General features: G+C 68.5%; 21 protein-coding genes and 1 pseudogene. 11 read left to right on the forward strand and 11 right to left on the reverse strand.

The window, feature by feature from the left end; genetic code table 11:
• Positions 1-84 precede the first annotated feature (84 nt).
• From HPY32_RS15500 to HPY32_RS15510, 3 genes are all read left to right on the forward strand, one after another.
• Positions 85-1,707 carry a GMC family oxidoreductase gene (locus tag HPY32_RS15500; RefSeq protein WP_067580402.1) on the forward strand — a complete coding sequence of 541 codons (1,623 nt, stop codon included), beginning with the start codon at positions 85-87 and terminating at the stop codon, positions 1,705-1,707.
• Between the two features lie 271 nt (positions 1,708-1,978).
• Positions 1,979-3,136, forward strand: coding sequence for a transcription termination factor Rho, short form (locus tag HPY32_RS15505; RefSeq protein ID WP_067580400.1), 1,158 nt, complete (start codon positions 1,979-1,981; stop codon positions 3,134-3,136).
• A 75-nt stretch (positions 3,137-3,211) separates the two neighbouring features.
• Positions 3,212-3,829, forward strand: coding sequence for a LutC/YkgG family protein (locus HPY32_RS15510; protein ID WP_067580398.1), 618 nt, complete (start codon positions 3,212-3,214; stop codon positions 3,827-3,829).
• A 546-nt stretch (positions 3,830-4,375) separates the two neighbouring features.
• Here the strand turns inward: HPY32_RS15510 and HPY32_RS15515 are convergent.
• The 4 genes and pseudogenes from HPY32_RS15515 to HPY32_RS15530 form a co-directional block, all read right to left on the reverse strand.
• Entirely contained in the window at positions 4,376-5,842 is a 1,467-nt protein-coding gene (locus HPY32_RS15515) for a catalase (RefSeq protein ID WP_067580397.1), read from the reverse strand.
• Between the two features lie 60 nt (positions 5,843-5,902).
• Positions 5,903-6,346 (reverse strand): Fur family transcriptional regulator, encoded by a 444-nt coding sequence (locus tag HPY32_RS15520; protein WP_067580395.1) that lies wholly within the window; start codon positions 6,344-6,346, stop codon positions 5,903-5,905.
• A 71-nt stretch (positions 6,347-6,417) separates the two neighbouring features.
• On the reverse strand, positions 6,418-7,758 hold the full coding sequence (locus HPY32_RS15525; protein ID WP_171982875.1) for a tetratricopeptide repeat protein: 1,341 nt from the start codon (positions 7,756-7,758) through the stop codon (positions 6,418-6,420).
• Positions 7,759-7,766: 8 nt separating this feature from the next.
• Positions 7,767-8,747: pseudogene (locus HPY32_RS15530) on the reverse strand (ATP-binding protein); the annotation flags it as partial.
• A gap of 1,059 nt (positions 8,748-9,806) precedes the next feature.
• Here HPY32_RS15530 and HPY32_RS15535 point away from each other — a divergent pair.
• The gene (locus HPY32_RS15535; protein ID WP_231951391.1) at positions 9,807-11,156 is read left to right on the forward strand and encodes a serine hydrolase domain-containing protein; all 1,350 of its coding nucleotides are present in this window, start codon (positions 9,807-9,809) and stop codon (positions 11,154-11,156) included.
• Positions 11,157-11,163: 7 nt separating this feature from the next.
• On the opposite strand, the gene HPY32_RS15540 is transcribed toward HPY32_RS15535, so the two are convergent.
• Positions 11,164-11,574, reverse strand: a complete 411-nt coding sequence (locus HPY32_RS15540) for a nuclear transport factor 2 family protein (protein WP_067580382.1) — start codon at positions 11,572-11,574, stop codon at positions 11,164-11,166.
• A gap of 91 nt (positions 11,575-11,665) precedes the next feature.
• Between HPY32_RS15540 and HPY32_RS15545 the strand changes: the two genes are divergently transcribed.
• Entirely contained in the window at positions 11,666-12,247 is a 582-nt protein-coding gene (locus HPY32_RS15545) for a TetR/AcrR family transcriptional regulator (protein ID WP_231951390.1), read from the forward strand.
• A 50-nt stretch (positions 12,248-12,297) separates the two neighbouring features.
• Here the strand turns inward: HPY32_RS15545 and HPY32_RS15550 are convergent, their stop codons facing one another.
• From HPY32_RS15550 to HPY32_RS15560, 3 genes are all read right to left on the reverse strand, one after another.
• Positions 12,298-13,332: an aspartate-semialdehyde dehydrogenase gene (locus HPY32_RS15550; RefSeq protein ID WP_067580380.1), complete on the reverse strand. Its 1,035-nt coding sequence runs from the start codon at positions 13,330-13,332 to the stop codon at positions 12,298-12,300.
• 5 nt (positions 13,333-13,337) lie between these two features.
• Entirely contained in the window at positions 13,338-14,603 is a 1,266-nt protein-coding gene (locus tag HPY32_RS15555) for an aspartate kinase (protein WP_067580378.1), read from the reverse strand.
• A gap of 71 nt (positions 14,604-14,674) precedes the next feature.
• Positions 14,675-15,151: an SgcJ/EcaC family oxidoreductase gene (locus HPY32_RS15560; protein WP_067585020.1), complete on the reverse strand. Its 477-nt coding sequence runs from the start codon at positions 15,149-15,151 to the stop codon at positions 14,675-14,677.
• Between the two features lie 167 nt (positions 15,152-15,318).
• Between HPY32_RS15560 and HPY32_RS15565 the strand changes: the two genes are divergently transcribed.
• The gene (locus HPY32_RS15565) at positions 15,319-15,789 is read left to right on the forward strand and encodes a MarR family winged helix-turn-helix transcriptional regulator (protein ID WP_067580376.1); all 471 of its coding nucleotides are present in this window, start codon (positions 15,319-15,321) and stop codon (positions 15,787-15,789) included.
• Between the two features lie 25 nt (positions 15,790-15,814).
• Complete coding sequence (locus HPY32_RS15570; RefSeq protein ID WP_067585016.1) at positions 15,815-16,228, forward strand: YjbQ family protein; 414 nt, start codon at positions 15,815-15,817, stop codon at positions 16,226-16,228.
• Between the two features lie 117 nt (positions 16,229-16,345).
• Here HPY32_RS15570 and HPY32_RS15575 read toward each other — a convergent pair whose 3' ends face one another.
• Entirely contained in the window at positions 16,346-16,921 is a 576-nt protein-coding gene (locus HPY32_RS15575) for a dihydrofolate reductase family protein (RefSeq protein ID WP_067585014.1), read from the reverse strand.
• A gap of 74 nt (positions 16,922-16,995) precedes the next feature.
• Here HPY32_RS15575 and HPY32_RS15580 point away from each other — a divergent pair, with 74 nt between their 5' ends.
• From HPY32_RS15580 to HPY32_RS15595, 4 genes are all read left to right on the forward strand, one after another.
• Positions 16,996-17,574: a TetR/AcrR family transcriptional regulator gene (locus HPY32_RS15580; RefSeq protein WP_067580374.1), complete on the forward strand. Its 579-nt coding sequence runs from the start codon at positions 16,996-16,998 to the stop codon at positions 17,572-17,574.
• Positions 17,575-17,604: 30 nt separating this feature from the next.
• A complete protein-coding gene (locus HPY32_RS15585) occupies positions 17,605-17,787 on the forward strand; it encodes a DUF1918 domain-containing protein (RefSeq protein ID WP_082870770.1) in 183 nt (60 codons plus the stop codon).
• A 235-nt stretch (positions 17,788-18,022) separates the two neighbouring features.
• Positions 18,023-18,469, forward strand: coding sequence for an SRPBCC family protein (locus tag HPY32_RS15590; RefSeq protein ID WP_067585013.1), 447 nt, complete (start codon positions 18,023-18,025; stop codon positions 18,467-18,469).
• 49 nt (positions 18,470-18,518) lie between these two features.
• Positions 18,519-19,730: a low temperature requirement protein A gene (locus HPY32_RS15595; protein ID WP_067580371.1), complete on the forward strand. Its 1,212-nt coding sequence runs from the start codon at positions 18,519-18,521 to the stop codon at positions 19,728-19,730.
• A gap of 93 nt (positions 19,731-19,823) precedes the next feature.
• Here the strand turns inward: HPY32_RS15595 and HPY32_RS15600 are convergent, their stop codons facing one another.
• Together HPY32_RS15600 and HPY32_RS15605 are read right to left on the reverse strand one after the other, a co-directional pair.
• Positions 19,824-20,651 carry an ion transporter gene (locus tag HPY32_RS15600; protein ID WP_231951389.1) on the reverse strand — a complete coding sequence of 276 codons (828 nt, stop codon included), beginning with the start codon at positions 20,649-20,651 and terminating at the stop codon, positions 19,824-19,826.
• Between the two features lie 44 nt (positions 20,652-20,695).
• Positions 20,696-22,315 (reverse strand): GMC oxidoreductase, encoded by a 1,620-nt coding sequence (locus tag HPY32_RS15605; RefSeq protein WP_067580367.1) that lies wholly within the window; start codon positions 22,313-22,315, stop codon positions 20,696-20,698.
• Positions 22,316-22,399: the final 84 nt, after the last annotated feature.

A 22,399-nucleotide genomic window follows, 5' to 3' on the forward strand; every position in this document is an offset into this window, starting at 1 on the left:
GGTATCTGCACAAATTTTAGAACTTGTTCTACAGTGATCTGAGACACCTGCGGGACCACTTCGAAGATGATGAGGTAGCCGAATATGACCGACTCTGGGCGCAGCACCGAGGCCGAGTACATCGTCGTGGGCGCGGGCAGTTCCGGGGCCGTCGTCGCGAGCCGCCTGGCCGAGCACGGCGCGAGCGTGCTCCTGCTCGAGGCCGGCCGCAAGGACGACACCCGGCTGGTGACCGTGCCCGGCATGATCTCCATGGTGCACACGGTCCCGCAGCTGAAGAAGCGCGTGACCTGGAAGCAGTTCTCCGTCCCGCAGAAGCACGCCAACGACCGGCTCATCCCGATGACCCGCGGCAAGGTACTCGGCGGCTCCAGCTCGGTCAACGGCATGCTGTTCGTGCGCGGCAACCGGGCCAACTTCGATTCCTGGGCCGCCGAGGGCTGCACCGGCTGGGGCTACGCCGACGTGCTGCCCGCCTACAAGCGACTGGAGAACTGGGAGGGCGGCGAGAGCGACCTGCGCGGCGCGGGCGGCCCCATCCAGGTGACCCGCCAGCGCGAACTCACCCCCATCGCCCAGCAGTGGATGGGGGCCGCCGCCGAGACGCTGGGCGTCGACACGATCGCCGACTACAACGGCGAATCCCAGGAGGGCATCAGCGTTTTCCAGCAGAGCGTGCGAGACGGCCTGCGCTACAGCTCTTCTCGCGGCTTCCTCACCGATCGGCCGAACCCGAACCTGCGCGTGCTGACCGGCGTGCACGTCGCGCGGATCGTGGTGGAACACGGCCGGGCGACCGGCGTCGAGGTGATCGGGCCCAGCGGCCGCCGAATCCTGCGGGCGGACAAGGAGATCGTGGTCAGTGCGGGCGTGATCGGCTCGGCCCAGCTGCTCCTGCTGTCGGGCATCGGACCGGCCGGGCAGCTGCGCGATCTGGGCATCGACGTGCACGCCGACCTGCCGGTGGGCCAGAACCTGCACGACCACCTGTTCGTGCCGATGACGTTCCTGTCGAAGAAGGCGCTGCACCGCGGCATCCCAACGCATTTCGCGGCGGGCCTGATGCGCGAGCTCGCCCGGCCGGGCAGCTCCTGGTTCGGCCGCACCGTGTTCGAGGCGTGCGGCTGGGTGAAAACCTCGTTCGCACAAGATGTTCCGGACATGCAGATCCACACCCTGCCGTGGAGCTACCCGGTGCCCAACCAGGACGAGGACAAGCTGCACCTGGTCGACCGTCGCCCGGCGTTCACCATCTTCCCGACGCTGATCTACCCGAAGAGCCGCGGCGAACTGCGGCTGGCGTCGACCGACCCGTTCGACGCGCCGCTGATCGACCCCGGCTACCTGTCCGATTCCGCGGACACCGAATTCCTGATCGAGGGCATCCGGCTGATCCGCGAGGTGATGGCCAACCGCTCGATCGCCGGGGACATCACCGCCGAATACGCGCCGGGCCCCGACTTCCGCGACGAGACGGCGCTGCGCCGGGAACTGCCCAACCGGGTGCACTCGGTCTACCACCCGGTCGGCACCTGCCGCATGGGCGTGGACGAACGCGCGGTGGTCGACCCGCACCTGCGCGTCCGCGGCATCGACGGCCTCCGCGTCGCCGACGCCTCGATCATGCCCAGCATCACCGGCGGCAACACCAACGCCCCCTGCTACATGATCGGCGAGAAGGCCGCCGAATTCCTCACCGCCGTCTAGTCCCTCCCCATCCCCTCCTCCCCGCAATGGCCCGGAATTATCCCGGGCCATTGCGCGTTGCACGATTCGGACGTAGCCTGAGCACGTCTTCGACTTGTGGATGCAGGTGAGCATCTCCCGCCCGCAGGTTCGCAAACACCTTCTCCGGTCGCTTCCCATCGTTTGATCCGGCGTTCGACGCCGACGCACCACCGGAGATCGTCCCCCGCGGCTTCGCGCCGCCCGCACGGCAATTCGCCGTACCCACCGATCCCCATCCGGGAGGAACACCATGAACACCACCACACTCGCACCCGACCGGGCGCCGGATACGGCACCGGCCGAGCGGACCGTCACCGGCATCCTCGACATCACCGACAACCGCGCGACCCTACGGGTCGACGGATATCTGCCGAGCCCGGACGACGTCCACGTGCCGATCCGCCTGGTCCACGGCACCGGACTGCGCCGCGGCGACGCGGTCACCGGCATCGCCGGAACCAAGCGCGAGAACGCCAAATTCGCGCCGCTGCTGCGCGTCGACACCGTCAACGGCCTGGCCCCCGAACAGGCGAAGGCGCGCCCGCACTTCGGCGACCTGGTCCCGCTCTATCCGAACGACCGGCTGCGCACCGAGACCGAACCGCACGAAATGATCACGCGCATCACCGATTTGGTGATGCCCATCGGCAAGGGCCAGCGCGCGCTCATCGTGGCCCCGCCCAAGGCTGGCAAAACCGTTGTGCTGCAAGCACTCGCGCACGGCATCGCCAAGAACCACCCCGAGTGCCAGCTGATGCTGGTGCTGGTGGGCGAGCGCCCCGAGGAGGTCACCGACCTCGCCCGCGCGGTGCCCGCCGATATCGCCGCCGCCACCTTCGACCAGCTGCCGCAGCAACAGATCGCCCTCGCCGAGCTGGCCATCGAACACGCCAAACGCCTGGCCGAGACGGGCCGCGACGTGGTCGTGCTGCTGGACTCGCTGACCCGGCTCGCCCGCGCCTACAACTCCGCCGCACCCGCCTCCGGCCGGATTCTGTCCGGCGGCGTGGACGCCGCCTCCCTGGCCCACCCGAAGCGGTTCCTCGGCGCCGCCCGCAACTTCGAGAACGGCGGCTCGCTCACCATCATCGCCACCGTCCTGGTGGAGACCGGCTCGCTCGCCGACACCGTGATCTTCGAGGAGTACAAGAGCACCGGCAACGCCGAACTGAAGCTGGACCGGCAGATCGCCGAGCGCCGCGTCTACCCCGCCGTCGACATCGCCCAATCCAGCACCCGGCGCGAAGAACTGCTGCTCACCCCCGGCGAGCTCGCCGCAACCCGTGCCGCACGTCACACCCTCGCCGGGCGCGAACCGCAACAGGCGCTCGACCTGCTGCTGACCGGCCTGCGCCAGGCCGGAACCAATGCCGAATTCCTGGATCGAATCCCGGCCACCCGCGACTGACCGGCAACCCGTCGGCCCCACCCCTGCCCGGTCGGGTAGCCTCGATCGAGATCGGTTCGTGACAGGGAGGCCAGGGTGACGTCGCGGGAGGAATTCCTGCGCCGGGTGCGTGACGCCCTCCAGGCGCTTCCGGACGACGACCCACCCGCGCCCGCCCCGCGCTATCAACCGCGGCACGCGCTGCGCATCACCCCCGAACAGCAGGCCGAGACCGCCGCCCTGTTCACCGAACGCCTCGAGAAACACGGCGCCGAGGTCCACCGCATCAGCGAGGCCGATATCGCCGAGGCCGTCTACGAGGCGCTGGACACCGCCAACGCCGACGCCGTGATCGCCCCCGACGGCCTGCCGCCGGAATGGCTCGGCACCTGGGCCGATATCGACGGCCACCGCCTGGTCGCCGACGACGCGGCCGACGGCAGCGAGGCCGATGCCGTGGTGTCCGCCTGCGCCGGAGCGGTCGCCGACTCCGGCATCCTCGTCTTCGACGGCGGCCCCGGTCAGCTCCGCGACACCCGCCCGCGCGCCTGCCACGTATGCGTGGTGCGCGCCGAACAGATCGACGACGCTTTGCCCGAGGTGCTCGACACCCTCGACCCGCAGGGCCCGATCACCTGGTTCGGCGGTCCCGCCGCACCCGAGGGCGATGTCACGCACGGCCCGCGGCGGCTGGTCGTCCTCCTCGTCGAGTGAGCGCCCGCCTCACAAGATCTCGTTAAGTCCGCGGCAAGACCGCACCTGCATTGTCTATCTCGACAACGGAACACGGCGACACCGTTCCGGAATCGGCGGAGACAGACGAGGATTGCGCATCCGGACAGTCGAATCGGTTGCCCACCATCGTATTTCGGCTCGATCCAGAACGACCCGCGTTCCGTTGCGGACCACCGCCGGGGGTGGTCGGGGGGTGCTTCTGCCGCGAGAGGGGGCGGCAGAAGCACATCCGGCGGACAGGGCGGTCCGTTCGACCGGTCGTCGAGGGGTGACGGGTCGGGCGGGCCTTCCGTTGCCACGTTGTGATCTTGGTCTCCGGCGCGTCGCAAGATCTCGAGGAATGATGGTCTGGTAGGAGCGCCGGTAAAGATTGGGGAGCGACGATGGAAACCGTGGTCGTCTTCGTTTTGGCCTGCCTGCTCTACTGGTGGGGCATGCTGTAGACGCGCATCCGGTACCAACGCGAGACCGCTCCGCCCCGACCGGCATGGTCGAGGCGGAGCGGTCTCGGTTTTTCGGCAGGTGCTAGCCGTTGCCGTTCAGTCCGGCGCGCACACCCTCCTCGATGCGCTTGCCGATCTCGGCGTCGACGTTCTTCCAATACTCGAACACCCGGCTCAGCACCGGCTCCTGCACGCCGCCGAGCACATGGCCGACGACGTTGCCCACCAGGCGATCCCGCTGCGCGTCGTCGAACACCTCGCGCACCAGGGTGCCCGGCTGCGCGAAGTCGCTGTCCTCGCGGTGCTGGATATAGCCCGCGCGCACCTGCTCCGGCTCGAAGGCCCAGGTGGCCTCCTCTGGGGCCCGCGACGAGTCGGCGTGCGGCCCGCCGAAGGAATTCGGCGCGTACACCGGAATCGTCGGATCGTTGAAGTCGTACCGCATCGACCCCTCCTTGGAGTAGGAGTTGACCTCCGCGGCCCGCGCCCGGTTCGGCGGCAGCTGCGCGTAGTTGGTGCCGATGCGGTAGCGGTGCGCGTCCGCGTAGGCGAAGACGCGGCCCAGCAGCATCTTGTCCGGCGAGAAGCCGATGCCCGGCACGATGGCCGACGGCTCGAACGCGGCCTGCTCGATCTCGACGAAGTAATTGCGCGGGTTGCGATTCAGCGTGTAACGGCCGACCTCGGTCAGCGGGTAGTCCTGCTTCGACCACACCTTGGTCAGATCGAACGGGTTGAATCGGTAGCCCTCCGCCTCGGCGACCGGCATGACCTGCACGTACACGGTCCAGCTCGGGAACTCGCCGCGCTCGATGGCGTCCCACAGGTCCCGACGGTGGTAGTCGGCGTCCTCGCCCGCGATGCGGTCCGCCTCGGCCTGGGTCAGGAACTGGTGGCCCTGATCGGTCTTGAAGTGGTACTTCACCCAGAAGCGCTCGCCCTGGGCGTTGATCCACTGGTAGGTGTGCGACCCGTAGCCGTTCATGTGCCGGTAGGTCTTCGGGATGCCGCGGTCGCCCATCAGCCAGGTCACCTGGTGTGCGGTCTCCGGGCGCAGGGTCCAGAAGTCCCACTGCATGTTGTGGTCGCGAAGTCCGCTGTCCGGCAACCGCTTCTGCGAACGGATGAAGTCGGGGAACTTGATCGGGTCCTTGATGAAGAAGACCGGCGTGTTGTTGCCGACGAGATCGTAGTTGCCGTCCTCGGTGTAGAACTTCACCGCGAAGCCGCGCGGGTCGCGCCAGGTGTCGGGGCTGCCCAATTCGCCTGCGACGGTGGAGAACCGGATCAGCGACTCGGTGCGCGCGCCGGGCTGGAACAGCTTGGCCTTGGTGTAGCGGCTGACGTCGTTGGTCACGACCAGCTCGCCGTAGGCGCCCGCGCCCTTGGCGTGCACGATGCGCTCGGGCACCCGCTCGCGGTTGAACTGCGCGAGCTTCTCGATCAGGTAGTGATCGTGCAGCAGGATGGGGCCCTGGGCGCCCGCGGTCAGCGACTCGTTGTCGCTGGGCACCGGGGTGCCGGTGTTCGTCGTTGTCGGCTTGGTCATCGACAGCCTCCTAGAGCTGGTGTGCGGTGCCCCCGGGTGACGGGCTGCCCGGGCGATGGGTCAGCGGGACGGATCGTCTTCCGCCCCACGGCAATTCGGGCACAGCCCCCAGTACACGACCTCGGCCTCGTCGACCACGAAACCGTGCGCGTCCGACGGGTCGAGACAGGGGGCGTCGCCCACGGCACAGTCCACATCGACGACCGTGCCGCAGTGCCTGCACACCAGGTGGTGGTGGTTGTCCCCGGTCCGTGCCTCGTACAGCGCCGCGGACCCGGCCGGTTCGATGCGCCGCAACAACCCAGCGTTCACACAGGCCCGCAACACGTCGTAGACGGCCTGCGTGGACACCGAACCCAGCTGCGCCCGAACGGTGGCAGCCACCCGGTCGGCATCCGAATGCGGTTGTGCCGCAACCGCATCCAGCACCGCGACCCGCGGGGCCGTAACCCGCAGGCCGACCGCGCGCAACCTCTGGCGCGGGTCGAATCCACCGGTGTGCATATCCCCAGTGTGCTCCTTTTCTGGAATAAGTCAAGAAAATAATCTGGAACCAGTCCAGATAAGGATACCCTTCACGACAACCGCCGCAGCACCACCCCGGCCACCACGAGCAGGAAAAACACCAGCGTAAGCGGCCCACGCAGCCCGCTCACCGCGGCCGCCGCACACCCGACCACCCCCAGGCCCACCACCACGAGCCGAGTAGCAGTAGCCGTGCTGGCCCAGGCCGCCGCCAACACGAACCGACGCCGCCCCCACGGAATCACCCCCAGCCACCACACCGCGACCACCGCCAGCCCCCCAAGCCCGGCACCCGCCACAACCCGCCCCGCCGAGCTCAATCCCGCCCCACTGCGCCCCCGGCTCGGCGCAATATCCTCCGACGGCATCGGCGACAACGACGGAAACGTCGGAATCGGCGGAAACGTAAGCCCATCCGGCAAGCCCGCCCCCACCCCACCGGGCCATGACGGAGTGACCGGCGGCCCGGTCTGCGCCGGATCATCTTGCGGCAAACCGTTTTCCGACGAACCAACCTGGGGCGCTTGCGGTGGGTTGGGGCGCGGCGATCCTGTGTATGAATATTGCTGCGGGGCAGCCTGTTCCGACTTCGCCTGCGCCTGTGGCGGTACGCCCGGCGACCACTCATCACCGGCGGCCGTGGCATCCGGGAAGGATCCGAGTATCAGGCTCAATAGGGCGATCGCCGCCAGGCACCAGTGCACGCGGCGTGCGGCGCGGCGGATCACCACCGCTATATTGCCGCGTACCAGGGGGGCGAGGGTGGGATCCATTGCGGCGGCGGATAATACGCCGCGGAGGGCGGGGCGGAGGCGGCCGCGGTCCAGGTCTACCAGGGCGAGATCGTGGACGGCTCCGGCGTTTTCGGGTTGCAGGCGTAGGGCCTCGCGGTAGGCGGCCACGGCCGGGCCGGGGCGGTGGCGGGCGCCGGAGCGGCCGAGCCTGCGCAGCACCGAGCCGCGCACCAGGTGGATGTCGGGATCCGCGGGATCGAGTTCGGCGGCCCGGTCGACCACCTCCAGCGCCTCGGCCGGGCGGCCGCGTTCGCGCAGCACGATGGCGAGAATCCGGTGGTTCTCGGCGGATCCGGGCCCCAGCGCCAGCGCCCGGCGGGCCGACTGCTCGGCGCGGCCCCGCGCGTGGTGGTCCAGGTGCAGCAGCGCCAAAGCCTGAATGCGCAGGGCGAACTGTTGTTTCGGGGCGGTGCGCAGGGCGTTGGCGCACTGCGCGGCGGCCTCGCGATAGTCCCGGGACAGGAAGGCGGTCTGTGCGAGATAGGCGGCGGCCTCGGCATTGTCGGGCTCGACGGCCAGGACCGCGCGCAGCTCACGGGCCGCGTCCTCCAGGCGGTGGAGCTCGATCAGGATCTTCGCCTTCGCGAGATCGGCCATCGGAGGACTCAGCGGAACTTCTTGTCGCGCATGTACTTCGCCAGCTCGTCGTAGGTGCCGTCGTTGTTGGCGAACTCCACCACATTACGCGCCGATTCGAACCACGCCCCGGTGCTGGGCCGCACCTGGGCCAGCGCCGTCTCGATATCGCGCATGGTCACCGGGCGCACGGTGCCGGTGCGGATGGACTCGGCCATCGCGAGCTGGGTGGCCGAGGTGCAGATGTGCGCCAGGTCCGCGCCCGAGAAGCCGTCGGTCCGCTTGGCGATCGCGCCGAGGTCGATGCCCGCGACCGGGCGGTCCCGCAGGTGGTGGCGCAGAATCGCCTTGCGCGCCGCCAGGTCCGGCAGGGTCACCAGGATCATGCGGTCGAAGCGGCCGGGGCGGCGCAGCGCCACGTCGACGTCCCAGGGGTGGTTGGTGGCGGCCAGGATGTAAAGCCCGTCGTTGTCGGCGGTGACCGAATCCATCTCGGTGAGCAGCTGATTCACCACGGTGCGCATGGTCGCCGAGGCCGACATCTGGGAACGCTTGTGCCCGAGCGCGTCGACCTCGTCGATGAACAGCACGCACGGCGCATTGCGGCGGGCCGCCTGGAAGACCTGGTGCAGATTGCGCTCGCTGGCGCCGGTGTAGATGTCGAGGATATCGGCGATCTCGATCGGGTAGAAGTTGGCGCCCAACTCGCCCGCAATGGCCGAGGCGAGAAACGTCTTGCCGCAGCCGGGCGGCCCGTACAGCAGCAGGCCACCGCGGGCACTGGTCCCGAATGCCTTGGCCAACTCCGGATTCCGCAGCGGCCCGAGCAGCGACAGCTCCAACTGCCGCTTGACCGCGTCCATTCCGCCGACATCGGCGAGCGTAACCCCCGGCCGCTCGAACAGCCCGACATCCCCCTCGGCCACCACCGCCGACTCCCCCTCATCCACAAACGCAGGCGCAACAATATCCCCCACCTGCCGCTCCGCAGCATCCCAATCAAACCCGCCCCGTTCCCGCCCCTCCTCCGAACCCGACTCGACCGCACCATAATTCACATCCAACGCGCCGGAATCCGCTCCGGCGACATCCGCATCCGACTCAGCCGCATCGAGCCCCCGCTCGGCGACAATGCCATCCGACTCAGCCGCGGAAGCAGATCCGGTGTCGGTGCCACTCGACTCAACCGCACCGGGAACAGACCCGGCAGCGATGCCATTCGACTCAGCCACACCAGCAACAGGCCCGACGACAGTGCCACCCGACTCAGCAGCGGAAACAGACCCAGCGACAGTGCCACCCGACTCAGCAACGCCGGAAACAGACCCGGCGGCAGTGCCACTCGACTCGGCCGCGCCGGGAACAGGCTCGGCGGCGGTGCCACTCGACTCGGCCGCACCAGGGGCGGCGGAGGTCGGGCCGGACAAGGCGGCCGTGCACTGCTGTAGGAGCTCGAGGACCTGGGGGTTGCGCGATTCTCGGGCGAGGGCGGTGGCGCAGTGGGCGAGGGCTTCGGAGTAGCGGCCTCGCTCGGTGAGCAGTTCTATGGCCCGGACTCGTAGTGGCAGCAGTTCGGGATTGCGGTCCACCATGGTCAGCATCTCGATCAGCACCGGGTCGTCGCTCACGGTTCCCCCCTCGTCTGCACGGCACGTCCTGGCGATGCTAATCGGTCGCGCGGGGCCGGGACCAGAGGGTTCGGGGTACGCTGCCGCCCTCGCCGGAACGTCGTCACCACCTGTGATCGACCTCACAGCGGTACGGGCGGAATAGATCTCGGCGGCGCCCGGTTGATTGACACTGCCGGCGTCCGGACACCCCCGGGCCGCACCCTTCGTCGCTACGAGCGACCACTCGCCGAGAGGCGGTTGTGGGACGTCGGCGCATTCCACGAGACGGCGGCTCACCCAGCCCCGTCCCTGCCCGGCGCGGCACCCGCCGCGCCCCGACGCCGCCAAGTAACCCCCCGACTTGGCGGCGTTCCCCATGTCCGGGACGACGGTGCGAAGCTCATTGCCGCCCTGGCGTGTTCGGGCGTGCGGACGCGCGCCAGGGGTTAGCCTGACCGGGTGGGGAGGCTCGTGAAGCGCGCGGCCACGATGCTGGCCATCGCCCTGACGGCGGCGTCGGTGTGCACCGCTGCCGCGCACGCCGAACCGGACGGCGAGGCGCGCTGTGCGGTCACCTCCGCGCGCACAGCCGAACGCGCCGCGCCCGAGGCGGTCGGCCTGGACTCCGGACGGCTCACCGCCGCACTGAACTTCGCGATGAGCCGCAACCGGTTCGACGTGCAGATCTTCCGGCACAACTGCCTGGCCGGTTCCGCCGCCATCGGCCCGCACACCGACCACCTCGCCTGGAACGTCTGGAGCGTCACCAAGAGCGTGGTCTCCCTGCTCGCCGGAATCGCCTGGGACCAGGGCAGACTCGACCTGGACGCGCCCATCGGCCGCTACCTGCCGCCGGGCCTGGGCGACGCCGCGCATCGCGCGATCACCGTGACCGATCTGCTCACCGAGACCTCCGGCCTGCACGTCGGCGTGGTGAACGAGGGCGTCACCGGCGTCATACCCATCGACCCGGACAGCGCCGTGCAGGCGCTCGGCGTGCGCTTCGACAGCCCGCCCGGCACCGAATTCGCCTACAGCCAGCGCAATGTCGACCTGCTCTCGTACGTGATCGAGCTGGCGGTGGGCGAACCGCTACAGCAGTTCGCGCAGCGCGAGCTGTTCGATCCGCTCGGCATCGGGCGCGGCGACTACTACTGGGCCCGCGACCGCTCCGGACACACCTACGGTTACGCGCACCTGCTGATCCCGCCCGACGACCTCGCCAAGCTCGCGCTGCTGGTGAGCAATGACGGGCAGTGGGGCGACCGGCCCGTGGTGTCGGCGGACTACCTCCGCCGCGCGCGGCAGCCGTCGGCCACCGAACCCTGCTACGGATACCTGTTCTGGACCGGGCCGGGCTGCGTGGAGATGCCGCCGTTCCTGCCCGCCGGGAGCTACGAGATGTCCGGGCTCGCCGGGCAGGACGTCTTCCTCGTCCCCGCACTGGATCTCACGGTGGTGTGGACGGGTGCGTTCGGCAACCACAGCACCGAGGGCATCGCCGGGACCTGGCAGAACCAGAACGAACTCTCCTACGAATTCTTCCGGCAGCTGTTGGCGGCATTCCGCACACCTCCCGTGCCCGATCCCGGCCCGTACGTGGAGCCGCCCGCCAGCGTGGACCCCCGGGGCTACTTCGATCCCGACATCACCCTGGCCCTGTTCGGCATCGGGCCCGACTCCTATGCCGGATGTACGGTGCTGTCCTGCTTGAACACTCCGCTCGCGCCGCCGTTCTCCGACGCCCCGCCGGGCTGCGTGCTGCTGCTGTGCCTGGGGCCCGACCCGCGAACCCCGGGCATCCGGTGATCGGCGCTCAGCTCGCCCGCACGTAACGCGCGGTGTTCATGTAGTCGCGGAACTCGACCACCTTGCCGTCGCGAATCCTGAGGACGGCGACCGATGTCCGGTTCCGGGAGCGTTCGCCGCCGCGCGTCGCGTCGATCTCGTTCTCCACCACGAAGACCTCCGGATCGGTGGTCGCGTGGATCGTGGGATAGACTCCGTGGATCTGGATCTCGTGCATCCGCGACCACCGCGTCGCGAGATGCTCGCGGACCGCCTCGCGCCCCTGCATTCGCTCCGGCAGGTCGGGCACGGCGAACGGGATCTCGAACACCACGTCCGGGGCGAGGTGACCGACGAAGATATCGACACTCGGGGCGGTCAGCAAGTGGTACAGCTGCTCGACGAGCTCGCGCGGGCTCTGCGCCGAATTCTCGGACATGGCAACCTCTTTCATAAACGGAACGTATGCCCCGCTTATTATTCGGAGATACCGCCCCGCTTGTCAACGATAGGCCCGGTAAACTCGTACCGTGAGCGAGAAACGGACACCGCCGACCGGCGAGCGCCGCGTGCTGCGCGCCGATGCCCGCCGCAATCGCGAGCGTGTCCTCGCGGCCGCTCGGGAAGCCTTTGCCGCCGAGGGTATTTCGGTGCCGCTGGACGAGATCGCCCGGCGCGCGGGCGTCGGGCCCGGCACCGTCTACCGGCACTTCCCCACCAAGGAGGCGCTGTTCCACGCCGCCATCGTCGACGGCATCGAGCGCATGACCGAGCACGCCCGCACCCTCGCCGAGACCGACGATCCGGGCGCCGCCTTCTTCGGATTCCTGGACCACATGGTCACCGAGGGCGCCGTCAAACGCGATCTGGCCGAGGCGCTGGGCGGCGCCCAGAACCTCGAAATATCCGCTCCCACAAAGCAATTACACGACGAGATCGACGCCCTGCTCCGGCACGCCCAGCGCAGCGGCGCCGTCCGCCCCGACATCGACTCCGACGACCTGCTCCTCCTGCTCAAGGGCGCCTTCCTCGCCACCCACGCCCCCGCCGCCACCCCCGAACAACGCAAACGCACCTTCGCCGTCGTCTTCGACGGTCTGCGCGCCAGATGACGAAAAGGCCGCCCGACCCGGTGGGTCGGACGGCCTCGAACCGGGCGGACTCAGCGCTGGCTGAGGAGGACCTCGGCGATCTGGATTGTGTTGAGGGCGGCGCCCTTTCGGAGGTTGTCGCCGGAGATGAACAGGGCCAGGCCGCGGTCGTCGGGGACGCCCGGGTCGCGGCGGATGCGGCCCACCAGGGAGTCGTCGATGCCCGCGGCGGCCAGGGGGGTCGGCACGTCGGACAGCCGGACGCCGGGGGCGGCGGCCAGTAGTTCCTTCGCGCGCTCGACCGAAAGCGGCTCGGCGAATTCGGCATTCACCGACAGCGAGTGGCCGGTGAAGACCGGGACGCGCACGCAGGTGCCGCTCACCAGCAGGTCCGGCAGGCCCAGGATCTTGCGGCTCTCGTTGCGCAGCTTCTGATCCTCGTCGGTCTCGCCCGAGCCGTCGTCGACCAGCGAACCGGCCAGCGGCAGCACGTTGAACGCGATCGGCGCCACGTACTTGTTCGGCGCGGGGAACTGCGCGGCCGAGCCGTCGTGGGTCAGCTGCTCCATCTGCGGGGCCACGGCGCGGATCTGCCCGGCCAGCTCCGACACGCCTGCCAGGCCACTGCCGGAGACGGCCTGGTAGCTGGACACGATGAGCCGGCGCAGCCCGGCCGCGTCGTGCAGCGGCTTGAGCACCGGCATGGCGGCCATGGTGGTGCAGTTCGGGTTGGCGATGATGCCCTTGGGCAGGTTGCGCGCCTGTTCCGGGTTGACCTCGCTGACGATCAGCGGCACCTCGGGATCCTTGCGCCACGCCGAGGAGTTGTCGATGACGGTCACACCGGCGGCGGCGAACCGCGGCGCCTGCACCCGGGACATGGTGGCACCGGCCGAGAACAGCGCGATGTCGAGCCCGCTCGGATCGGCGGTCTCGGCGTCCTCGATCACGACCTCGCCGCCGCGCCACGGCAGCGTCTTGCCCGCCGAGCGCGACGAGGCGAAGAAGCGCACCTCGTCGGCGGGGAAGTTGCGCTCCTGCAACAGTTTTCGCATGACGGCGCCGACCTGTCCGGTCGCGCCCACCACACCTACGCGAATACCCACGGCGGTCAGCGCCCCGATCCGGCGGCCACGACCGCCACCTCGTCGCCGCCCAGGTCGAACGCCTTGTGCAGCACGGTCACGGCCTCGTCCAGCTCGGTGTCCTTGACCAGCACCGAGATCCGGATCTCCGAGGTGGAGATCAGGTCGATGTTGATCCCGGCCTTGGCCAGCGCCTCACAGAAGGTGGCGGTCACGCCCGGGTGGCTCTTCATGCCCGCGCCGACCAGCGACACCTTGCCGATGTGGTCGTCGTAGAGCACCTGGGAGAAGCCGATCTCGCTCTGGCGCTTGGTGAGGAACTCCACCGCGCGGGGGCCGTCGGCCCGGGGCAGCGTGAACGTGATGTCGGTCTTACCGGTCTCCACCTTGGAGATGTTCTGCAGCACCATGTCGATGTTGATCTCGGCGTCGGCGACGCTGCGGAACACCTTGGCCGCGTAGCCCGGCTCGTCCGACAGGCCCACCACGGTCACCTTGGCCTCGCTGCGGTCGTGCGCGACGCCGGTGAGGATTGCTTTTTCCAAGGGGATGTCCTCCATCGATCCGTAAACGTAGGTGCCCTTCCGGTCGGTGTACGAGGAGCGCACATGCACGGGCACGTTGTAGCGGCGTGCGTACTCCACGCAGCGCAGCATGAGCACCTTCGAGCCGCAGGCCGCCATCTCCAGCATCTCCTCGAAGGAGATCTGATCCAGCTTCTGCGCGTCCGGGGCGATCCGCGGGTCGGCGGTGAAGACGCCCTCGACGTCGGTGTAGATCTCGCAGACGTCGGCGCCCAGCGCCGCGGCCAGCGCCACCGCGGTGGTGTCGGAACCGCCGCGGCCCAGGGTGGTCACGTCCTTGCTGTCCTGCGACACGCCCTGGAAACCCGCGACCAGCACGACCATGCCGTCGTCCAGCGCCTGCCGGACCCGGGACGGGGTGACGTCGATGATGCGGGCGTTGCCGTGCGCGCCGGTGGTGATCACGCCGGCCTGGGAACCGGTGAACGACCGCGCCTCCGCGCCCAGCGAATGAATGGCCATGGCCACCAGTGAGTTCGAGATCCGCTCACCGGCGGTGAGGAGCATGTCCAGCTCGCGCGCCGGAGGCGCGGGTGCCACCTGCTGGGCGAGATCCAGCAGTTCGTCCGTGGTGTCACCCATCGCAGAGCACACGACCACGACATCGTGGCCCTGCTTCTTCGTCTCTACGATCCGTTCAGCGACACGACGGATGCGCTCGGCACTTTCGAGCGAGGACCCTCCGTATTTCTGGACGACGAGAGCCACGTCGGGGAATCCCTCCAAGATCGACTACAAGCTGTTACCAGCACCCCAGCGTACAGACCGGGGGTCGACGCTCAACCGGCTATCGCCACCGGGGGTAATGCGGAGGAAGCCATCCGGGCGTCCAGCCTCGCGGTCAGCGGCGCGAGGATCCAGGAGTATTTGGTGTTGTGGAAGGCGGCGATCTCCCATTCGCCGTTGCGCCGCACGACAACCCAGGTCTGGACCTTGGTATTGCGCGCGGTGCGGCGCTGTCGGCCCTTCACCAGGGCGCCCCTACCGTGCACCAGCGCGACGTCCGGCGCGAGGAAGCGGACCTGGGTGATCTCGCCGTCGGTGCGCGATCCTTTTTGATATTTCTCGAACAGCGGCACATGCACCGCTTCGATGGCTGACCTGCCCTTGTGATGGGTGCCCATAAAGGTTATGTAATCGGCGTCGGGGGCGAAGGCGGCGGCGTAGGCCCGCGCGTCCCCGGCCGCCCAGGCTGTGGCGGCTCGGTCGAGCAGGGCCCGGACGGCGATCTCGTCGGCGTGGCGGTCTGGAGTCATGACGATCTCCTCTGTTGATTCGTGCATCAACTGCATCGGTAAATAGTTGAATTAATAAGATAGTGAATGTGTGAGAGGATCGTGTCAAGGGCGGTCCCGGCCAAAAGCACGCCGGGAACAAGGACGGGCCCGGGGTACGCCGGGAACAAGGACAGACCGGAGATTGCATGACGGATCGGGGCGATCTGAGTGAGCGGCTCACGCTGGCCGCGCAGCGCAATGCGACGGATGCGGTGATGATGCATCAAGCCGTCGCGGACAAGCTGGGCCTGCATGTCACGGATCTGCGCTGCCTGAATCTGTTGCGGCTGGGCGGCCCGGCCACGCCCGGGGAGCTCGCGAATCGCACGGGCCTGACCACGGGCGCGGTCACCCGCATGATCGACCGGCTGCTGCGCGGCGGCCTGGTCACCCGCGCACACGACGAGCGGGACCGGCGGCGAGTGATCATTACCGCCACCGAGGACCGGGCGGACGAGATCGCGCGCCACTACGAACCGCTGGCGCGCGAATTCGGGCGGGTGATGGCCGATTACACCGACGAACAGCTGGAATTGATTCTCGGCCTGTTCGATCGGCTGCACGAGACCTCGCTGCGGGTCACCGCGCTGCTGCGCGACGCCGAATCTGCCGAGTGACATCGCGCGAGGGACCATGGTGACCATGAAAAGCACCGTGATCGAGGTGAAGACCGGGCGGACCGAGGTGGTGCACGACCTGACCGTGGCCTGCGCCCGATTCCTCCGCGAGGCCGCGGGCGACGGCGACGGCCTGCTGCACATCTTCGTCCCGCACGCGACCGCGGGCGTGGCGCTGATCGAACTGGGCGCGGGCAGCGACGACGACCTGCTGACCGCGCTGGGCGACCTACTCCCCGCCGACGACCGCTGGCGGCACGCGCACGGTTCGCGCGGGCACGGCCGCACCCACGTCATGCCCGCGCTGATCGCCCCCTACGCCACCGTCCCGGTACTCGGCGGCGAAATGGCCCTGGGCACCTGGCAATCCGTGGCCATGGTCGACCTGAACGTCGACAACCCGACCCGCCAGGTCCGACTGTCGTTCCTCGCGGGGTGAGGCCCCTGAGAAGAACGCTCAGGGGACAGGAATCCGTTGTGCCCCAGGGACAGGAATTCGATGCGCCTCAGGGACAGGAATCCGATGCCCCAGTGGGACTGGCGGCCGGGTGAGGCGTCAGACCCGGGAGAACCAGGTGACCTGGGCGCCGTTGTCGAACTCTCGGCGGTGGGTGGGGCGGAACAGGGTGGGGCGGAAGGTTCCGGTGATCGCGGACACCCCTCCGCCCGCGATCACCGGATAGCTCTTGAGCACCAGCTCGTCGATCTCGTCGATGAGCGTCCCGGCCAGCCGACCGCCGCCGCAGAGCCAAATATCCTTGCCCTCTTCACGTTTCAGCCGCCGGATCAGTTCGACCGGATCGCCGGTCACCAACTCCACCGCGGGATCGTCGATCCGGCCCAGCGTGCTGGACACCACGTACTGCCTCAGGTGGGCGTACGGGCTGGTCACGCCGACCGACAGCTCGGGCTCGTAGGTGCCGCGGCCCATGACGACCGTGTCCCACTGCCTGCCGGGCGCGTCGACCGGCATGCCGACCTGCGGACGAATGTGGGTGGGGACCGTCTCCGGGTAGCGCTCGGTGATCCAGGCCGCCATCTCGTCGGAGAGCGGATAGAAGTCGTACTCCCCCGCAGGCCCGGCGATGTAGCCGTCCAGGGAGACGCCCACGTAGTAGACCAGCTTTCGCATCCGCATACCACCTTGCCTGTTGTACTCTAACTGAAGTGGTTTGAACGTAGTACTACAGATGGAGTGGTGTCAATATGCGGACCAATCCCGAGCGGCGGCAGGCCCTGCTGGACGCGGCCATCGAGGTTCTCGCGCGCGAGGGCGCCCGCGGGCTGACATTCCGATCGGTCGACAAACAGGCGGGCGTACCGGCGGGAACGGCCTCGAACTACTTCGCCAATCGCGACGACCTGCTCATCCAGGTCGGCAGCCGCTACTACGAGCGATTGCAGCCGCCCGAGGCGGCCCTGGCCCGCCTCACCGACGGCCCCCGCACCCGCGAGACGGTCGTCGAACTGCTCACCGAGGTGGTCGAGCGGATCACCAATTTCCGCACCGGCTTCCTGGCCCAGCTGGAACTGCGCCTGGAGGCGACCCGCCGCCCCGAGCTGGCGGCCATGCTCACCGAGCGGGTGCGCGCCGACATCGACTTCAACGTGCGCAACCACCTCACGTCCGGGCTGCCCGGCGACGAGACCTCGGTGCTGCTGCTGTTTCTGGCGCTCAACTGGCTCATCGCCGAAAGGCTCACCCTGCCCGGAATTTTCACCGCCGAACAGAGCCGGGAACTGGTTCGCGCGGCCGTGGAACGAGCCATCCCCACCCCCTTGTGACGCACATCACCTACGGTCGATAATGCGATCATGCGTGCGAATGTCGGAGATCAAATCCTCATCCACGGCCGCGCGGTAGGAATACCGGAGCAGACCGGAGAAATCGTCGAGGTGCGTGGCGAGCAGGGCGAGCCACCGTACGTCGTCCGTTTCGCGAACGGCCATGAGAGCCTGGTGTTTCCCGGCCCCGATCGCGAGGTCCGACCGAACTGAACCGCTCGTCGCATCCGCCCGAATGGGGGGCGGATGCGAAAAGCCGTGCGCAGAGCTATCATTCAGCAATCGGTTTTGCCCACCCTCGGACCCCTGGTGAAATACCCTGCCCCGGGACGAAATTCGCACAAACTGGACGGTCACCGTTCACTCGTGAAACAGACCACACGGTTGACGTGCTCGTGTGACCCCGGAGACAATCGGCCGGAAGCCGAACCGGGGGGTGGAGGGCACCATGCGCACGAAGACCGACCATAGATTCGTCATCGACGTCGACCCTGAACAGGTTATGGACGCACTGCTGGCCGTCGAGCAGATCCCGGAGTGGTCACCGTCGCACAAGGACGTGCGCGTAGCCACCCGGGACGAATACGGCAGGCCGAAGAAGGTGTACGCGACCGTCACGCCGCTGGGCAACTCCGATCGCCAGGTGCTCGAGTACGACTGCACCGAGGGCCGGATCGCCTGGACCGTGATCGAGAGCGGGGCCGGCGGCGGGGGCAAGGGCTGGTTCGAGATCGAGGAGACCACCGACGGCATCGAGGTCTGGTACCACGCCGAGGTGTACCTACCCATCCCCGTGCCCGGAATCCTGATGAAGCGCAGCCTCTCCCGCTCCAACGAGGAGGCCGTGCACAATCTCGTCGAGTTCATCGAGAAATTTCCGTTCCGCGAGAACTAGGCGTGCGGTGCTACCACCGCAGACCGCTCGGTACTGACACCATGTCCCTATGACCGGTGTCGATCGCGTACGCATGCGAGCGGTGTCCGAGAACGCCTCGGTGACACAGCTGGAGTTGTTCTTCGATCTCGTGCTGGTATTCGCCTTCACCCAGGTGACCGATCTGGCCGCGCACGAGACCACGGCCGTGAACATGCTGCGGGCCCTGCTGGTGCTCGCGGTCATGTGGTGGGTGTGGATCGCCTACGCCTGGCTGGGCAATGTGGTCGAGGCCGACGAGGGGCTGGCCCGGATCGCGATGTTCGCGGCCATGGGCGCGGCGCTGATCATGGCGCTGGTGATTCCGGAGGCGTTCCACGACATGCCCGGCGGCTGGTCGGGGCCGCTGGTGTTCGCCATCGGCTATCTGGTCATCCGGCTGGTGCACCTGGTCGCGTTCTGGGTCGCCAGCGCCGAGGACCGGCAGCTGCGCAGCCAGGTGGTGCGCTGGGCGGCCGGGTCGATCACGATCGGCACGGTGCTGCTGATCATCGCCGCGGTGAATACCGGTGCGGCGCAGATCTGGTTGTGGATCGCGGCCGTCGCCGGGGACATGCTGTGGACGTTGTTCGCGGGCAACGGGTGGCGGCTGAACTCGGCCGGGCACTTCGCCGAGCGGCACGGGCTGATCATCATCGTGGCCCTCGGCGAGTCGGTCGTGTCGATCGGCGTGGGCGTGGCGGGGCTGCCGATCTCGTGGCCGATCACGGTGGGATCGCTGCTGGGACTGGCGGTTTCGGCGCTGCTGTGGTGGGCGTACTTCGACGTGGCGGCGATGGTGGTCGAGCATGCGCTGAAGAGCGCGCGCGGCGAGCGGCGCATCCAGATCGCGCGAAACTGCTACACCTACTGGCACTTTCCCATGGTTGTCGGCATCATCGCGCTCTCGCTGGGGCTGAAGAAGGTGCTCAACTACCTCGGCGGGGCCGAGGGGCACTCGCTGCACGACGAGCTGCACGGCATCCCGCTGTTCGCGCTGTACGGCGGCGTGGTGCTGTATCTGGTTGCGCTGGTGGGCTTCCGGCACTACGCCACCGGGGTGATCCTGTGGCCGCGCCTGCTCACCGCCCTCGTGCTGGTGGCCCTGGTGCCGCTGGCCTCGATCCTGCCCGCCATGGCCGCGCTGGGCCTGCTGTGCGCGGCCCTGACGGCCCTGATCGTGTGGGAGATGGTGCGCTACAGCGAGGGCCGCGAGCATTACCGACACGGCGTGGAGCACTGACGCGCGGCCCCTCCCGCCGCGCTCACCTCAGGATCCCGCCGCGCTCACCTCATAACCCCGCCGCGCTCACCTCATAACCCCGCCACGCTCACCTCATGACCCCGGCGTGCTTTTGGCCGGGATCTCCCCCGCCGAATACACCTTATTGTCCATCGTCTCCGGCACGCGCACCCCCTCGTGCACCGCTCGGCGCATCTGATGCACGTTCTCCCGCAACATGTCTCCGACCAGTTCGTCGATGCGGGGATCGGCCAGTACCTGGAAGAGGATGCGGAAGCTGGCGTTGGCGATGCCGCGAATGACGTCCTCGTGGAACGGCAGGTAGCGCACCCGGCCGATCTGTGGATCGTTCTTGATCAGCTCGAGGATCATGGCGTCGAGCTCCGCGCGGTTCTCCTCCAGCGCCGCGGCGATATTGCGGGTGTACTGGCCGCAGCGCAGCACCTCGGCCACCTCCTCGAGCACCGCGATCGTCACCGGGCGCTTGACCGCGTCGACGATGGTGCCGACCGATCGGTTCACCACCGCGGCGGTCACCCGATCGCCCACCGCGCGGTCGGCGACGCGGGCCAGCCGGACCACGATGACCACGATGCGCAGCAGCCGGAAGCCGCGGAAGAACGGGCTGGTGACCGGGATCATGCCCAGCACCTCGTACCAGTAGACGAACGGGAACGTCCACGACCAGTCCGATCGCCGCCAGCGCCACAGGAATTCGACCGCGAACACGGCGCAGATCGAATAGTCGACGGCCACGATCACCCGATTGGTCGAGGCCGCCACCGGGAAGAAGGTGATCCAGGCGACCAGCGCCACCGACACCACGGCCAGGCCGAGCATCACGAAATCGGTCCACAGCACGGGAGGTTTCCGCGGATATTCCTCGGCCTCCGGCGCCGCCACGCTGCGGTACTGCGACACGACGATCCCTTTCCCCTCGAACGGTCCCGCCGAGGGTAATCGCTCTAGCGACCGGCGCGGATGATCGCCTCGATATTGCGCTCGGCCAGGGCCGTGATGGTCAGCGACGGGTTCACCGTGCCCGTGCTGCCGGGTATCGCGGCGCCGTCCACGACATACAGGCCCGGGTGACCGTCGACCCGGCCGTAGTTGTCGGTCACCCGGCCCAGCACCGCGCCGCCCAGCGGATGCGCGGTGAACAGGGCGTTGGCGTCGTAGCCCAGCGGGGTGTAGTCGAGTTTGGCCCCGGCCCGCTCCGCGATGCGGTGGTCCACCGCCCGGCAGGCCGCGACCGCGTCGTCCTGCGCCTGCTTCGGCCAGGTCAGCGCGGCCGCATTGCGGGCGGCGTCGTAGCCGATGCGGGCGCGGGTGGGATCGAGCACCATGCCGAGCGAGGCCAGCGCGCCGGTCTCCACCGGAATGCCGGGGATGTACCAGCTTTCCAGGGTCAGCGGCATGCCGGACTCGTCGGCGATGCGGCTGGCGCTGGGCACGCCCTGGCCCAGCCCCGCCAGCGTGCTCTCGCCGCGGGCCAGCACGACGTCGCCGTTGGTGCCCCAGCCGTCGCCGACGTGCTCGTTGAGATGCGGCAGCGCGCCGGTGGCCTGGGCGCGGACCAGCAGTTCGGAGGTGCCGACCGACCCGGCGCCGAGGAACAGCCGGTCGCAGGTCAGCGTGCGGGTGGCCAGCACCGCGCCGGTGGGGTCCAGCTTGGTGGCGGTGACGACGTAGCGCCCGCCCGGATCCTGGGCGATCGCATCGACCCGGTGACCGGGGAACACCGTCGATTTCCCGGTCGCCTGCGCGTATTTCAGGTAATTCTGATTCAGGTCGAATTTCGCGCCGTTGGAATTTCCGAGATTACTGCGGGCGACGGTGGCCGAGGCCCGGGTGGTACCGGCCAGCTCGCCGCGCAGAATGTCCCAGTTGAAAATCGAGTCGTTGGGCCGCGATTGATAACCAGCCTTGCGCACCTGATCGTCCCACGCCCGCGAATGGGTGAACGGGGCCGAGCCGTAGATATCGGCGGGCATCGGGCTCAATCGCAGCATCGAGCGCACCCGCGGATAGTAGATCCGGTCGAGTTCGTCGTAATCGACTGTGCCGCGGAATATTTCGTCGAACATTCGGCGCTCCGGCGCGATCATCGCGCCGGTGAACACCACCGAGCCGCCGCCGACCGCCGCGCCGTGCCACACATCGATGCCGGAGAATTCGGTGACGTCGAGCACGCCGCCGAAATCCGCGAAATGCATGGGCACCTTGGTGACACCGGTGAAGCTGGTGCGATGCCAGAATCCGCGGCCGTCGGGCAGATCGTCGCCGGTGAAGATCTCCCGCCACGGATCGTTGGGCCAGCGCGACCCGCGCTCCAGGACGGTGGTCGACACCCCGGCCTCGGCCAGCCGCAGCGCGGTCACCGCCGCACCGAACCCGGACCCGACCACGATCACCTCGGAATGCTCCGGAGGATCCGCCAGCGGCGCGAAAATCTCCGGCACCCACTGCCGGAACAACTCGTTCCACACCGGCTCGGCCGCGGCCGACTCGCCACCGTACCCGACCCCGGCGACACCGAGCACCGCCGCCATCCCGGCAGCCTTCACGAACGCGCGTCTACGCACGCGGCCACCTCCCTCATCACCAATGGCCGCGCGCGACACTACCGCCCGAACACCAACCGCCTCAATGGAATCGACACAACAAAT

This window comes from Nocardia terpenica (genome assembly GCF_013186535.1).
Classification (GTDB): Bacteria; Actinomycetota; Actinomycetes; order Mycobacteriales; family Mycobacteriaceae; genus Nocardia; species Nocardia terpenica.